The organism is Streptomyces sp. NPDC051576 (assembly GCF_040681835.1).
GTDB lineage: Bacteria > Actinomycetota > Actinomycetes > Streptomycetales > Streptomycetaceae > Streptomyces.
Genome location: NZ_JBFAZO010000006.1, coordinates 261,918 through 276,350, shown reverse-complemented (window position 1 = coordinate 276,350; position 14,433 = coordinate 261,918). Strand labels below are relative to the sequence as shown.

16 protein-coding genes are annotated in these 14,433 nt (G+C 70.8%); 12 read left to right on the top strand and 4 right to left on the bottom strand.

Annotated features, from left to right (window positions below):
* Positions 1-17: 17 nt before the first annotated feature.
* The 3 genes from AB0M63_RS21920 (at position 18) to AB0M63_RS21910 (ending at position 2,906) form a co-directional block, all read left to right on the top strand.
* Complete coding sequence (locus tag AB0M63_RS21920) at positions 18-689, top strand: TetR family transcriptional regulator (RefSeq protein ID WP_366020532.1); 672 nt, start codon at positions 18-20, stop codon at positions 687-689.
* A gap of 83 nt (positions 690-772) precedes the next feature.
* Positions 773-2,002 (top strand): alpha/beta hydrolase, encoded by a 1,230-nt coding sequence (locus tag AB0M63_RS21915; protein ID WP_355917322.1) that lies wholly within the window; start codon positions 773-775, stop codon positions 2,000-2,002.
* A 58-nt stretch (positions 2,003-2,060) separates the two neighbouring features.
* Positions 2,061-2,906: a DUF4429 domain-containing protein gene (locus AB0M63_RS21910; protein ID WP_366020531.1), complete on the top strand. Its 846-nt coding sequence runs from the start codon at positions 2,061-2,063 to the stop codon at positions 2,904-2,906.
* 2 nt (positions 2,907-2,908) lie between these two features.
* Here the strand turns inward: AB0M63_RS21910 and AB0M63_RS21905 are convergent, their stop codons facing one another.
* Both AB0M63_RS21905 and AB0M63_RS21900 read right to left on the bottom strand, forming a co-directional pair.
* A complete protein-coding gene (locus AB0M63_RS21905; protein WP_366020530.1) occupies positions 2,909-3,925 on the bottom strand; it encodes an aldo/keto reductase in 1,017 nt (338 codons plus the stop codon).
* Complete coding sequence (locus AB0M63_RS21900) at positions 3,922-4,386, bottom strand: MerR family transcriptional regulator (protein WP_355917332.1); 465 nt, start codon at positions 4,384-4,386, stop codon at positions 3,922-3,924. Before AB0M63_RS21900 ends, AB0M63_RS21905 begins: the two co-directional genes overlap by 4 nt.
* 97 nt (positions 4,387-4,483) lie before the next feature.
* Here AB0M63_RS21900 and AB0M63_RS21895 point away from each other — a divergent pair, with 97 nt between their 5' ends.
* Both AB0M63_RS21895 and AB0M63_RS21890 read left to right on the top strand, forming a co-directional pair.
* Positions 4,484-4,951, top strand: coding sequence for an N-acetyltransferase (locus AB0M63_RS21895; protein WP_355917335.1), 468 nt, complete (start codon positions 4,484-4,486; stop codon positions 4,949-4,951).
* Positions 4,952-4,970: 19 nt separating this feature from the next.
* A complete protein-coding gene (locus AB0M63_RS21890) occupies positions 4,971-5,786 on the top strand; it encodes a serine hydrolase domain-containing protein (protein ID WP_366020529.1) in 816 nt (271 codons plus the stop codon).
* Here AB0M63_RS21890 and AB0M63_RS21885 read toward each other — a convergent pair.
* A complete protein-coding gene (locus AB0M63_RS21885; RefSeq protein ID WP_366020706.1) occupies positions 5,783-6,433 on the bottom strand; it encodes a pirin family protein in 651 nt (216 codons plus the stop codon). The two genes, AB0M63_RS21890 and AB0M63_RS21885, sit on opposite strands and share 4 nt — an antisense overlap.
* 277 nt (positions 6,434-6,710) lie before the next feature.
* Between AB0M63_RS21885 and fasR the strand changes: the two genes are divergently transcribed.
* From fasR to fabF, 5 genes are all read left to right on the top strand, one after another.
* On the top strand, positions 6,711-7,916 hold the full coding sequence (gene fasR, locus AB0M63_RS21880) for a fatty acid biosynthesis transcriptional regulator FasR (protein WP_355917340.1): 1,206 nt from the start codon (positions 6,711-6,713) through the stop codon (positions 7,914-7,916).
* A gap of 89 nt (positions 7,917-8,005) precedes the next feature.
* Entirely contained in the window at positions 8,006-8,923 is a 918-nt protein-coding gene (locus AB0M63_RS21875) for an ACP S-malonyltransferase (protein ID WP_366020528.1), read from the top strand.
* 18 nt (positions 8,924-8,941) lie between these two features.
* A complete protein-coding gene (locus AB0M63_RS21870; RefSeq protein ID WP_355917345.1) occupies positions 8,942-9,937 on the top strand; it encodes a ketoacyl-ACP synthase III in 996 nt (331 codons plus the stop codon).
* 80 nt (positions 9,938-10,017) lie between these two features.
* Positions 10,018-10,266: an acyl carrier protein gene (locus AB0M63_RS21865; protein WP_015660680.1), complete on the top strand. Its 249-nt coding sequence runs from the start codon at positions 10,018-10,020 to the stop codon at positions 10,264-10,266.
* Positions 10,267-10,349: 83 nt separating this feature from the next.
* Positions 10,350-11,621, top strand: a complete 1,272-nt coding sequence (gene fabF, locus AB0M63_RS21860) for a beta-ketoacyl-ACP synthase II (RefSeq protein ID WP_355917348.1) — start codon at positions 10,350-10,352, stop codon at positions 11,619-11,621.
* Positions 11,622-11,702: 81 nt separating this feature from the next.
* On the opposite strand, the gene AB0M63_RS21855 is transcribed toward fabF, so the two are convergent.
* Entirely contained in the window at positions 11,703-12,197 is a 495-nt protein-coding gene (locus AB0M63_RS21855; RefSeq protein WP_352183372.1) for a DUF3145 domain-containing protein, read from the bottom strand.
* 268 nt (positions 12,198-12,465) lie between these two features.
* Here AB0M63_RS21855 and AB0M63_RS21850 point away from each other — a divergent pair, with 268 nt between their 5' ends.
* The gene (locus AB0M63_RS21850; protein ID WP_366020527.1) at positions 12,466-13,365 is read left to right on the top strand and encodes an SGNH/GDSL hydrolase family protein; all 900 of its coding nucleotides are present in this window, start codon (positions 12,466-12,468) and stop codon (positions 13,363-13,365) included.
* Between the two features lie 15 nt (positions 13,366-13,380).
* Positions 13,381-14,352, top strand: coding sequence for an aldose epimerase family protein (locus tag AB0M63_RS21845; protein WP_366020526.1), 972 nt, complete (start codon positions 13,381-13,383; stop codon positions 14,350-14,352).
* The last annotated feature ends 81 nt before the right edge of the window (positions 14,353-14,433 follow it).

Here is a 14,433-nt window from a genome sequence, read left to right as displayed (position 1 = left end):
TTGACAAACAGATTCAGATGTCGGCGACTGTCAACAAGGGCGAGGAGAACGGCATGGAGACACTGCGCGAGCGCAAGAAGGCCCGTACGCGGGACGCGCTGCTGCGTGCCGCCCTCGAACTGTTCACGGCCAAGGGCTACGAGCGGACCACCGTCGACGAGATCGCCGAGGCCGTCGACGTCTCGCAGCGCACCTTCTTCCGCTACTTCGCGAGCAAAGAGGAGGCCGCCTTCTTCGTGTCCCGGCTGACCGAGACGCACTTCGTCGACGCGGTCCGCGCCCGCCCGCCGCACGAGGCCCCGCTGGAGGCGCTGCGCCGGGCCGTGCTGGAGAGCTGGGACACCATCAACGAGGCGATCGAGCAGGTCGTACCGCTGGAACTGCACATCCGTACCTACCGGGTGATCGAGTCGACGCCCGCGCTGCTCGCCGCGCATCTGCGGCGGTCGATGGAGCTGGAGGAGGAGCTGGCGGACATCGTGGCCCGGCGGGAGGGACTCGATGCGGCCGCGGATCCCCGGCCGCGGCTGGTGGTCGCCGTGTTCGGCGGGGTGATGCGGGTGGTGGAGCGGATGTGGATCTCCGGGGACGACCTCAGCATCGAGGCGATGCGGGAGCTGACGGCCGCGTACCTGGACCAGGTGGGACCGGCGCTCGCGGGGAACTGGCGCACGAGCGGGTCGTACTGAGTTCCTCATCACGTACCACTGAAACGTGATCCCCGTCACTCGGTTAACGCGAGACCCTCTCGTTCTCCTAGTGTGTCCTCCCAGTGACTTCCTTCGACTCCTCCCCCACGCTGAACGCCTGGCGCGCGCTGCTCGCGCTGGCCGTGGTGTTCGTGATGCTGGCGACCACCGGCTGGACCGCGGTGCGCAGCCACCCCGGCAAAACGGCACTCCAGGCCTCCCTCTCCGCATGGGAGCACGGCCACATAGACGGGCGTGAGCTGCCCGACGCGGACGCCTCCGCGAGCCGGCTCGCCCGTTTCTTCGCCTCGCTCACCGCACAGCAGCGCACCCGCCTCGCGCACCGCTACCCCCTCGCGGTCGGCAACATGAACGGCGCCCCGGTCCCGCTGCGCTACCGCGCCAACCACATCGCCCTCGACCAGGCCCGCAAGGTCGAGAAGAAGCGCATGCACGACAACCGCCTCACGCCCTACGGCAAGCAGGAGGCGGGCCGCCTCATGCACCGCTTCGAGGCGCTGATGAGCGGGGACCGCCACATCCTGGCCTTCGACCCCGAGGGCTCGGGCCGGATCGCCGAGGTCTTCGGCGACCTGGACACCGCGCAGCGCGTGTCGGTCATCGTCCCCGGCGTCGACACCGACCTGCTCACCTTCCAGAAGACGTACAAGAACTACTCGGCACCGGTCGGCATGGCGCAGAACCTGTACGCGGCCGAGAACACGGCGAAGTCCGCGACGGACACCGGCACCCGGACGGCCGTCATCGCCTGGGCCGACTACACCGCCCCCGGCGGTCTCGGCATCGACTCGGCCACCGCGGGCCGCGCCGAGGCCGGCGCCGTCCGGCTGAACGCACTGGTGCGGGCGCTCCCCGGGACCTCGCAGGTCGCCCTGTTCTGCCACAGCTACGGCTCGGTGGTGTGCGGGGTCGCCGCGCACGAACTGCCGCTCCGGGTGACCGACATCGCGGTGGCCGGCAGCCCCGGAATGCGCGCCTCCAAGGCCTCCCACCTGCACACGCTCGCCCGGGTGTGGGCGATGCGGGACGCCGACGACTGGATCCAGGACGTGCCCTACATGGAGGTCGGCGGCCTCGGCCACGGCGAGGACCCGGTGTCCAACGCGTTCGGCGCGCGGGTGCTGGCCGCGAAGGACGCCGAGGGCCACACCGGTTACTTCGCGCCGGGCACGGACAGCCTCAGCAACTTCGCCGACATCGGAGTTGGCGCGTACCGCGCGGTGACCTGCGCCCACGAGGGCGGCACCTGCCGGGAGGGTTTGTCCGGCGCCTTGCCCGCCGGACGCGCGTAGAAACAGCAGGAACTGCGGTCTGCGCGGGGATGGGACGGAGGAGCATGTGCCGCCTACGATGAGCCGCATGGGTGACGTACTGGCCGGATTTCATGCCGCCTGGGAGTTCGAGTCCGACTCCGTGCTCATCCGCTACGAACGGGGCATGCGCACACCCAAGCTGTTCCAGGCGCTCGGCGAACGCCGGATCCCCTTCGAGGCGATCGAGACGGTGACACTCGCCCCCGGCAGACGCGGCACCGTCGTGCTGCGCGCCGAACCCCGGCCCGGCGCCGACCCGCTGATGGAGGCGGCCGCCGGCCAGCTCAAGGAGGGCTGCGAACCCTACCGCCTGGTGCTGCCGGCCGAGCGCGAGACCCTCGCCGAGTACTACGCCGACGAGCTGCGCGCACGGTTGAAGCAGACGGGCCCGGCCGAGCGGTTCCTGGTGGCCGCGCCGGAGGTGCCGCTGCGCTTCAAGGCGTACGACGGGAAGGCGTCCTTCGACGGGAAGACGGTGTTCTTCCGCTGGTTCTGGACCGGCGCCTCGTCGGCGAAGTGGAAGGCCGGCGACCAGAGCTTTCCGGTCGCCGACCTGAACGGCGTCGAGTGGCACTCCCCCGAGGTCTTCGAGGGCCATCTACGCCTCCTGCGCGGGGCTGCGCCGCTTGTGCCGGTGGATCAGGATCCGGCGGCCGTGGTGTTCGGGCTGGGATACGGGCCGGTCCATGAGTCATTGCCGTTCGCGGCGGCGGTGCTTTCCGCGGTTCGCTCCGCGCGTCCAACGGCCGTGGTTCCGGCCGCGCGTCGCGACCCCGCCGATATCGCCGAGCGGATTCGGCATCTCGCGGAACTGCATACGGCGGGGCTGGTGACGGACGAGGAGTTCGCCGTGAAGAAGGCGGAACTCCTCGCGGAGCTGTAGCCCTACTCCCGGCTCGCCGAGGCGAAGCGCATGTCCGGGTAGCGGTCCCCCGCGACCTTGGCCGCGATCGGTTCCAGGAGGGACAGTTCCTCGTCGGTCAGGACGATCCGGGTCGCCCCCGTGTTCTCCTCGACCCGGGTGGCCCTGCGGGTGCCCGGGATCGGCACCACCGGCAGACCGTGGACCTGGGCCTGCTGCTGCACCCAGGCCAGCGCGATCTGCCCGAGCGAGGCACCGTGCGCCTCGGCGACCACGCGGATCGGCTCCAGGAGAGCCACGTTGGCCGCCGCGTTCTCGCCCGTGAACCGGGGCTGCGTCCGGCGGAAGTCGCCCTCCGTCAGATCCTGGTCGGCGTTCACGAACGCCCCGGTGAGGAAGCCCCGGCCGAGCGGCGAGTACGGCACGAGGGCGACGCCCAGCTCACGGGCCGCCGCGACCAGGCTGATCTCGACGTCACGGCTGAACAGCGACCACTCCGACTGCACGGCGGCGATCGGATGCACGGCCTGCGCGGCCCGCAGCTCCGCGCCGGTGACCTCGCTCAGCCCGAGGTGCTTGACCTTGCCCTCGGCCACCAGCTCGGCCATCGCGCCGACGGTCTCCTCGATGGGGACGTTCACATCCCGGCGGTGCATGTAGTAGAGGTCGATGACATCGACGTCCAGACGCCGAAGGCTCGCCTCGACGCACTCGCGGAGGTATGGCCGGTCGTTGCGGATGACCCGCTGCCGCATGTCCCCCGGCGGGATCGAGATGGCGAACTTCGTGGCGATGACGACGTCGTCGCGGTGCGCGTTGACGAACGGCGCCAGAAACCGCTCGTTGTCGCCCGCGCCGTACGCGTCCGCCGTGTCGTACAGGGTCACACCGAGGTCGAACGCCCGGTCCAGGGTGGCCCGCGACTCCTTCACGTCCGTGGGGCCGTAAGCGATGCTGATGCCCATGCAGCCGAGGCCCTGGACACCGACCTCGGGGCCGTCGGCACCGAGTCGGACCTTTGGCATCGTGCTGTCGGTCATGCGGTCTTCTCCTTCTCGTATGCGTGGCCGGCCTCGCCGTAGAAGGCGATCTTCCGGTCGAGTACGGCGAGGGTGTCGTGCAGTTCGGCGATCCTGGCCACGACGTCGCGCCGGGTCGTCTCCAGGAGCGCGAAGCGTTCGCCGTAGGTGTGCTCGCCCTCGCGGACCAGCTCGGCGTAGCGGACCATGTCGGCGACCGGCATACCGGTCAGGCGGAGCTTGCCGACGAGGTCGAGCCAGTCCAGGTCGCGGTTGCTGTAGCGGCGCTGCCCGGTGTGCGAGCGGTCGATGTGCGGCATCAGTCCGATGCGCTCGTACCAGCGCAGAGTGTGTGCCGTCAGGCCGGTGAAGGCGACGACCTCGCTGATCGTGTAGCTGTCCTCACCGTCCGGCCGCCGGTCGGCCGGCGGGAGTCCCGCGCAGTTGTCGGTCCTGGTACCCGTGGTCTCCATCACCGTCATGGCCACCACGCTATGACCTTGGAGTGCACTCGAAGCAAGCGGAACCGGTAAGAAATCGGCGGGACGGCCCGCAGATGCGGTCGATAGCGTACGGACCATGAGTCTCGTACGACGGGCAACCCCCGACGATGCCGCCGAACTGCTGCGACTGCGCCAGGTGATGATCGACTCGATGCCGGGTTCGGACCACTCCACGGACTGGCACGCGGAGTCCCTGCCCACGCTACGGGAGCGACTCGCCTCGGACGACGACTTCGGGGCCTTCGTCGTCGACCACCCGGAGCGGCCGGGCGCACTGGCGGCCCTGGTCGTGGGAACGGTCGACTACCGCGTCGGCAAGGCGGAGAACCCGCACGGAAAGGCAGGCTACGTCTTCAGCGTCGCCACCGACCCCGACGCCCGGCGCCGCGGATACGCGCGCGCGTGCATGGACGAGCTGCTCCAGTGGTTCCGCGAACGAGGCGCCGGCCAGGTCCTTCTCACCGCCTCCCCCGACGCCGAGCCGCTCTACGCCTCCCTCGGCTTCACCCGCAAGCCGGACCCCACGATGAGCCTGACGCTCTGAACCACCTACCCTCGACAGCATGTCCTTGCAGAGCCTCGCGCTGATCGAGAACTGGCCGGTGCCGACCGCCGCGGCGGGTGTCGTACGAGCCGACGGCACCCTCCTCGGCACCCACGGTCCGGCCGACCACCGCTTCCCGCTCGCCTCGGTCACCAAGCCGCTCGCCGCGTACGCCGCCCTCGTCGCGTACGAGGAAGGCGCGATCGAGCTGGACGAACCGGCGGGCCCGCCCGGCTCCACGGTCCGCCATCTCCTCGCCCACACCTCGGGGCTGGCCTTCGACGAGCACCGCGTGACGGCCCCGCCCGGAGAACGCCGCCTGTACTCGAACGCGGGCTTCGAGCAGCTCGGCGACCACCTCGCGAAGGCGACGGAGATCCCGTTCGCGGAGTACCTCCATCAGGCCGTCCTCGCCCCCCTCGGCATGAACTCGACCTCGCTGAACGGCTCCCCGGCGAAGGACGGCATCTCGACCGTCACCGACATCCTCCGCTTCGCCGCCGAGGTCCAGGTCCCCCGCCTCCTCGACCCGCGCACGGTCGCCGAGGCGATGACGGTCCAATACCCGGGCACCAAGGGCGTGTTGCCGGGCTACGGCCACCAGAACCCGAACGACTGGGGCCTGGGCTTCGAGATCCGCGACTCCAAGTCCCCCCACTGGACCGGCAGTTCATCGTCTCCGCGCACCTTCGGCCACTTCGGCCAGTCCGGTACGTTCCTGTGGATCGACCCGGCGGCGGGCGCGGGATGCGTGGCACTCGCGGACCGCGCCTTCGGCCCGTGGGCGATCGAGGCGTGGCCGAAGTTCACGGACTCCGTCCTCGCGGACCTCTAGGCCATCTCCCACATCAACAACTCGGCCCCCGTCTCCGCCTCCACCACCAGATCCCGCGCGTCCGTGATGCGCGCGGCGTCCCCGGGCCCCAACTTCTCTCCCTCCATGCGCACTTCTCCCCGCACCACATGCACATACACATGCACGGAGTCCGGTACGGCGGTGCGCTCCCCGGGCCCGAGCCGCCGCACATGCAGCATCGCGCCCGCCTCCGGTACCGCGTACGGCGTGGAGTCGGCGATGCCGTGGACGATCTCGTACGACGGTTCGCCGCCGGGTTCCAGCGGGGCCAGCCACATCTGTACGAAGGTCAACGGGCCGTCGGTGTCGTTGCGTTCGACGTGCCGCACACCGGCCGCCGAGCTGAGGCGCTGCACGTCACCGGGGCGGACACGGGTCAGATGGCCCGTGGAGTCGCGGTGGCTCAGCTCCCCCTCCACGACCCAGGTGATGATCTCGGTGTGGCTGTGCGGGTGTTCGTCGAAACCGGCACCGGGCGCGAGCCGCTCCTCGTTGCAGGCGATGACCGCGCCGAAGCGGAGGTTGTCGGGGTCGTAGTGCGCCCCGAAGGAGAAGGCATGCCGGGTCTCGATCCCGGCCGCCGGGTCACCCCCCGGGTAACGCTCGTCGGCACGCCGCACATCCATCACGCCCCCACGGTAACCCTGGACAGACGGCCCATTCCCCACGGCGTCCAGCCTCACGAACGGCGCGGAGGCCCGAAGGGTCGAGCACGATCGGGCTCTCGACACCGGCTTCCAGCGCTCCGAAGGCGACCGAACCAATAGAGGTGCGCGCGACGGCGCCTTATCGACACAGTCCCAGGTACCCACCCACCAAACACCGCCCAGCTATCCGCCCCCAAACACCGGCCCAGGCGCCCCGCCACCGCACACCCCGCTCCCGATAAGGCAGTCTTGTCCCGTGCCCGAACCCGAAACCAGCAGACCCGCCGCCCCCGTAGCCCGCGCCCACTCGCACCCGGCGACCCTGAAGCGGCTGGAGCAGTCGTCCGGGAGTCTTGCCGCCCAGGCCATCGCGCGCATGGACGAGACGCTGCCGTGGTACCGGGCGATGCCACCGGAGAACCGTTCCTGGATCGGGCTGGTCGCGCAGGCGGGTATCGCCGCGTTCACCGAGTGGTTCCGGCATCCGGACGCGCCCCAGGCCATCTCCACCGATGTGTTCGGTACGGCTCCCCGCGAGCTGACCCGGGCCATCACGCTCCGGCAGACCGTGGAGATGGTGCGGACGACCATCGAGGTCATGGAGTCCGCCATCGACGAGGTGGCCGCGCCCGGTGACGAGTCCGTGCTGCGTGAGGCGCTGCTCGTGTACGCCCGGGAGATCGCCTTCGCGACGGCCCAGGTGTACGCGCAGGCCGCCGAGGCGCGCGGTGCCTGGGACGCCCGGCTCGAATCGCTCGTCGTGAACGCCGTGCTCAGCGGCGAGGCCGACGAGGGCGCCGTCTCCCGGGCCGCCGCGCTCGGGTGGAACTCCCCCGAACACGTCTGCGTGGTGCTGGGCACCGCGCCGGACGGTGACAGCGAGCTGACCGTGGAGGCGATCCGGCGGGCCGCCCGGCACGCCAAGCTCCAGGTGCTGACCGGGGTGCTCGGGGACCGGCTCGTGGTGATCGCCGGTGGCAACGACAATCCGCTGGCCGTGGCCAAGTCGCTGATCGGCCCGTATGCGGCCGGACCCGTGGTGGCCGGGCCCATCGTGCCCGATCTGCTGGCCGCCACCCGGTCCGCGCAGGCCGCCGCCGCCGGGCTGAAGGCGTGCTCCGCCTGGCAGGACGCCCCACGCCCGGTACTGGCGGACGACCTGCTTCCGGAACGGGCGATGGCCGGTGACCCGGGTGCGCGGGACCAGTTGGTGGAGGAGATCTACAGACCGCTGGAGGAGGCCGGGTCCGCGCTCCTGGAGACGCTCAGTGTCTATCTGGAGCAGGCGAGTAGCCTCGAAGGTGCGGCGCGGATGCTGTTCGTGCATCCCAACACCGTGCGCTACCGGCTTCGACGTGTGACTGACGTCACCGGCTGGTCGCCATCCGATGTACGGTCCGCGTTCACGCTGCGGATCGCGCTGATCCTGGGGCGTCTGGCCGATGGAGATCCCCAGACCTAGCCTTTTGTCGGGGGCCCACAAAACGCCCCCGTGTTCTTCGTCCCTGTCCCCACGGGCGGCCGTGCCCGTCCCCAAGAGAGAGTGTGAGAGTGCTCGTACTCGTCGCTCCCGGCCAGGGCGCCCAGACGCCCGGCTTCCTGACCCCCTGGCTCGACCTCCCCGGTGTCGAGGACCGTCTGCGTGCCCTCTCGGCCGCCGTCGACCTCGACCTGGTGCACTACGGCACGGACGCCGACGCGGACGAGATCCGTGACACGGCCGTCGCCCAGCCGCTGCTGGTCGCCGCCGGACTGGTCTCCGCGGCCGCCCTCGGCGAGGTGACGCCGGGTGCCGTCGCCGGTCACAGCGTCGGCGAGATCACCGCCGCCGTCTTCGCGGGCGTGCTGGACGACACGGCCGCCCTGACTCTCGTACGCAAGCGGGGTCTGGCGATGGCCGCGGCCGCCGCGATCACGAAGACCGGGATGTCGGCGCTGCTCGGCGGCGACCCGGACACCACGGTCGCGCATCTGGAGAAGCTGGGCCTGACCCCGGCGAACGTGAACGGCGCGGGCCAGATCGTGGCCGCCGGCACGCTGGAGCAGCTCGCCGCCCTGGAGGCCGACAAGCCCGAGGGCGTGCGTCGGGTCGTGGCACTGAAGGTGGCCGGCGCGTTCCACACGCGGCACATGGCCCCGGCGGTCGACACGCTCGCCAAGGCCGCGCAGGAGCTGACGCCCGGCGACCCGACGGTCACGTACGTCTCGAACAAGGACGGCCAGGCCGTCGCCACCGGCGCCGAGGTGCTGGAGCGGCTGGTCGGCCAGGTGGCCAACCCGGTCCGCTGGGACCTGTGCATGGAGACCTTCAAGGAGCTGGGCGTCACCGCGCTCCTGGAGGTGTGCCCCGGCGGCACCCTGACCGGCCTCGCCAAGCGCGCCCTGCCCGGCGTCAAGACGCTGGCCCTGAAGACCCCCGACGACCTCGACGCGGCCCGCGAGCTCATCGCAGAGCACGCCAACGCCTGACGAAGGAGCCGTACGCACATGTCGAAGATCAAGCCGAGCAAGGGCGCACCGTACGCGCGCATCCTCGGTGTGGGCGGCTACCGTCCGGTCCGTGTCGTGCCGAACGAGGTGATCCTGGAGACGATCGACTCGTCCGACGAATGGATCCGCTCGCGTTCGGGCATCGAGACCCGGCACTGGGCGAACGACGAGGAGACCGTCGCCGCGATGTCCATCGAGGCGTCCGGCAAGGCGATCGCGGACGCGGGGATCTCCGCCGAGCAGATCGGCGGCGTGATCGTGTCCACGGTCTCGCACTTCAAGCAGACCCCGGCCGTGGCGACGGAGATCGCCGACAAGCTGGGGACCAGGAAGGCCGCCGCGTTCGACATCTCGGCGGGCTGCGCGGGCTTCGGCTACGGCCTGACCCTCGCCAAGGGCATGGTCGTCGAGGGCAGCGCCGAGTACGTGCTCGTCATCGGCGTGGAGCGGCTCTCCGACCTGACCGACCTGGAGGACCGCGCGACGGCCTTCCTGTTCGGCGACGGCGCGGGCGCGGTCGTGGTGGGCCCCTCCAAGGAGCCGCGCATCGGCCCGACCGTGTGGGGCTCGGAGGGCGACAAGTCCGACACCATCAAGCAGACCGTGCCGTGGGACCAGTACGACAGCACGGGCAAGTTCCCTGCGATCACGCAGGAGGGCCAGGCGGTGTTCCGCTGGGCCGTGTTCGAGATGGCGAAGGTCGCCCAGCAGGCGCTGGACGCGGCCGGGATCACCCCGGACGACCTGGATGTCTTCATTCCCCACCAGGCCAACGAGCGGATCATCGACTCGATGGTGAAGACGCTGAAACTGCCGGAGCACGTCACGGTCGCGCGTGACGTACGCACCACCGGCAACACCTCGGCCGCCTCGATTCCGCTCGCTATGGAGCGGCTTCTGGCGACCGGCGAGGCGAAGAGCGGCGACACCGCGCTCGTCATCGGCTTCGGGGCGGGTCTCGTGTACGCCGCGACGGTCGTTACCCTCCCCTAGGCACTGCGTGCCGGATCATCATCGGATCCGGTGCGGAAGCACAGCCACACCCTCTGGATCACATAGAAGGAGCGCCTGACATGGCCGCCACTCAGGAAGAGATCGTCGCCGGTCTCGCCGACATCGTGAACGAGATCGCCGGCATCCCGGTTGAGGACGTCCAGCTGGACAAGTCCTTCACCGACGACCTGGACGTCGACTCGCTGTCCATGGTCGAGGTCGTCGTCGCCGCCGAGGAGCGCTTCGACGTCAAGATCCCCGACGAGGACGTCAAGAACCTCAAGACGGTCGGCGACGCGACCGACTACATCCTCAAGCACCAGGCCTGAGCCACCTCTTAGGCCCGGCTGCATGGCCCCGCCACCCGGCGGTGGCGCCGCTTAATCCTCGTACCGTTGGAGAAAGATTTCCCGTGAGCCCGACCAATCGCACCGTGGTCGTCACCGGTATCGGCGCAACCACACCGCTGGGTGGCGACGCAGCCTCTACCTGGGAGGGGATGGTCGCCGGCAGGTCCGGCGTCAAGCCCCTGGAGCAGGAGTGGGCCGCCGAGCAGGCGGTCCGTATCGCCGCGCCGGTGGCCGTGGACCCCTCCGAGGTCATCCCGCGTCCGCAGGCCCGCCGCCTGGACCGCTCGGCGCAGTTCGCGCTGATCGCGGCCAAGGAGGCGTGGGCCGACGCGGGCTTCACCGACAAGGCCGGCGCCGACGAGGCCGTCGACCCCGACCGGCTCGGCACCGTCATCGCCTCCGGCATCGGCGGTGTGACGACCCTGCTCGACCAGTACGACGTGCTGAAGGAGAAGGGCGTCCGCCGCGTCTCCCCGCACACCGTCCCCATGCTGATGCCGAACGGCCCGTCCGCCAACGTGGGTCTGCTCGTGGGCGCCCGCGCGGGTGTGCACACGCCGGTCTCCGCGTGCGCCTCCGGCGCCGAGGCCATCGGCTACGCAATCGAGATGATCCGCACCGGCCGCGCCGACGTCGTCGTCGCGGGTGGCACGGAGGCGGCGATCCACCCGCTGCCCATCGCCGCGTTCGGCAACATGATGGCGATGTCCAAGAACAACGACGACCCGCAGGGCGCCTCGCGTCCCTACGACACCGCCCGGGACGGCTTCGTCCTCGGCGAGGGCGCCGGTGTCCTGGTCCTGGAGTCCGCCGAGCACGCCGCCGCGCGCGGTGCCCGGGTGTACGCGGAGGCGGTCGGCCAGGGCATCTCCGCCGACAGCCACGACATCGTGCAGCCGGAGCCGGAGGGCCGCGGTATCTCGCAGGCCCTGCGGAACCTGCTCGCCAACACCGACCTGGACCCGGCGGAGATCGTGCACGTGAACGCGCACGCGACCTCGACGCCGGCCGGTGACGTGGCCGAACTGAAGGCGCTGCGCAAGGTGTTCGGCGACGACGCGGACCACATGGCGGTCTCGGCGACCAAGTCGATGACCGGTCACCTGCTGGGTGGCGCGGGCGGTGTCGAGTCGGTCGCGACCGTCCTCGCGCTCTACAACCGCGTCGCCCCGCCGACCATCAACGTCGAGAACCTCGACCCGGAGGCGGAGGCCAACGCGGACGTCGTCCGCGGCGAGGCCCGCAAGCTGCCGGTCGAGGGCCGTATCGCCGCTCTGAACGACTCGTTCGGCTTCGGCGGCCACAACGTGGTGCTGGCGTTCCGTACGGTCTGAGAAGTCCCTGTACGACGCTGAAGGGCCCCCACCGACCGGTGGGGGCCCTTCACGCATGTCCGGGTCCGGAACTCGGACCGCCTAGACCACCTGGTGCAGCCAGCGCACCGGAGCGCCCTCGCCCGCGTACCGGAAGGGCTCCAACTCGTCGTCCCACGGCTTGCCGAGCAGCTTGGCGATCTCCGCCTCCAGGTCGGTCTCGCCCTGTTGAGACCTCGTCAGGGCGGCGCGGAGGCGGTCCTCGGGGATGAGGATGTCGCCGTGGATGCCGGTGACGGCGTGGAAGATGCCGAGGTCGGGGGTGCAGCTGTAGCGCTCGCCCTCGGCGGTGGGGCAGGGCTCGGCGGTCACCTCGAAGCGCAGGAGGTGCCAGCCGCGCAGCGCGGAGGCCAGCTTGGAGGCGGTGCCGACCTCGGCCTGCCAGGAGAATTCGGAGCGCCAGGTGCCGGGCGCCGCGGGCTGCCGGATCCAGTCGAGGCTGACGCGTGTGCCGAGCACCCCGGCGACGGCCCACTCGACGTGCGGGCACAGCGCGCGCGGCGCGGAGTGCACGTACAGAACTCCACGTGTCGTCACCGGGACCTCCGGACAGAGCGGGGCATCTTGCGGGCTGGCAAACGGCGGCGGCAGGGCAGCCACGTTGAGGGCGAGGCTACCGTGCGGCGGCGCCGGGAGTGTGACGTACCGTCCGTCCCGGTGCCAGGAAACCCCGCCATTCACCCAGGGGGACGCTTGTACGGGGGTGAGCCGTTGCATCGCGCGCCGACGGGAACCCTGGCGCGTTGTCATGGGTTGAGACCGTTGTGGACCGGAGGGGACGGGAGGGGAGGTGACGGGTCTCGACATGCGATTCCGACGTCATCGCGCACGGACCGCGCTCGCCGTCGTGACGGCCGCCGTGCTGGGCGCGGCCGGCTGCGACGCGGGCGGGGGCGACTCCGCAGGCGCGCACGGCAAGAGCGGTACGGCGACCGCGGCGAAGCCCTCCCCCACCCAGGCGTGGGACCGCAGCCCGTCCTCGGTAGCGGCGGTCGGCGACTCCATCACCCGTGGTTTCGACGCCTGTACGGTCCTGTCCGACTGCCCGGAGGTGTCCTGGGCGACGGGCAGCGAGGCCTCGGTCGACAGCGTCGCCGTTCGCCTGCTGGGAGCGGCGGGCGCGGCGGAGCGCAGTTGGAACTACGCGGAGACCGGGGCGCGGATGGCCGACCTGCCCGCGCAGATCGGCCGGGCGGCCGTGCGGAAGCCGCAGTTGGTGACGGTGATGGTGGGCGCCAATGACGCCTGCCGGGCCTCGACCTCCGCGATGACCTCCGTGGCCGACTTCCGCACCGAGTTCGAGGACTCGCTCAAGAGCTTGCGGCGGGCACTGCCGAAGACGCAGGTCTACGTCGCGAGCGTGCCCAATCTCAAGCGGCTCTGGTCGCAGGGGCGGACCAACCCGCTGGGCAAGGAGGTGTGGAAGCTGGGCATCTGCCCCTCGATGCTGGCCGACGCGGACGCCCTGGACTCGGCGGCGACCGCGCGGCGGGACACGGTGCAGGACCGGGTGGAGGCGTACAACAAGGTCCTGGAGCAGGTGTGCGCGACGGACGAGCGGTGCCGTTTCGACGGGGACGCGGTCTACGACTACCGCTTCGGCACGGACCAGTTGAGCCACTGGGACTGGTTCCATCCGAGCAAGGACGGCCAGGCGCAGCTCGCCGCGATCGCCTACCAGCGGATCACCGCACGCCAACCCTGACCTAGGGTTTCCCTCATGAGCGAACTCTTCGGCACCCTTCCCGACGGCACCCCCGTGCACCGCTGGACCCTGGAGCGGGCGGGCGTCCGGGTGCGGGTGCTGTCGTACGGCGGAATCGTGCAGTCCGTGGAGGTGCCGGACCGCGCCGGGCAGACGGCGAACGTCGTGCTCGGCTTCGCGGACCTGGACGGCTATCTCACCCACCCGGGGCCGTATCTGGGCGCTCTGGTCGGGCGGTACGCGAACCGGATCGCGGGCGGCCGTTTTCCGCTGGAGGGCGTGACCTACTCCCTCGCGCAGAACAACCCGCCCAACTCCCTGCACGGCGGCGAGCGCGGCTTCGACAAGCGGGTGTGGGACGTCGAGCCGGTCGAGCACGGACTGCGGCTCAGCAGGGTCAGCCCGCACGGCGAGGAGGGCTTCCCGGGCCGCCTGGACGTCTCGGCGACCTACACACTCGACGCGTCGGGCGCGCTGTGCTTCGCCTACGAGGCGACGACGGACGCGCCGACCGTCGTCAACCTCACGAACCACAGCTACTTCAACCTGAGCGGCTCCGGCACCGCGGCCGGCCATGAACTCCGGCTCGCCGCCTCGCGGTTCACGCCGGTCGACGCGGACCTGATCCCCACCGGCTCCCTCGACGACGTGACGGGCACCCGCTTCGACTTCCGTGAGCCGCGGAAGGCCGGCGCCGGCTACGACCACAACTTCGTGCTCGACAAGGGCGTGACCCCGGCCCCGGTGGAGATCGCCGAGCTGTACGACCCGGCGTCCGGCCGGGTGCTGACGGTGGCGACCACCGAGCCCGGCATCCAGCTCTACACGGCCGACCATCTCGACGACCCCTTCGCCCCCGGCGACGGCATCGCCCTGGAGACCCAGCACTTCCCCGACTCCCCCAACCGCCCGGACTTCCCGAGCACGGAGCTGCGTCCGGGCCAGACCTACCGGTCGGAGACGGTGTACGGCTTCTCGGCCCGATGATCGTGCTGGGCCGGTCCGGACACGACTGAGCCCCGGTCCAGGGGTCAGGTCCCGGACCGGGGCTGTCTGTGGGGAGATGCC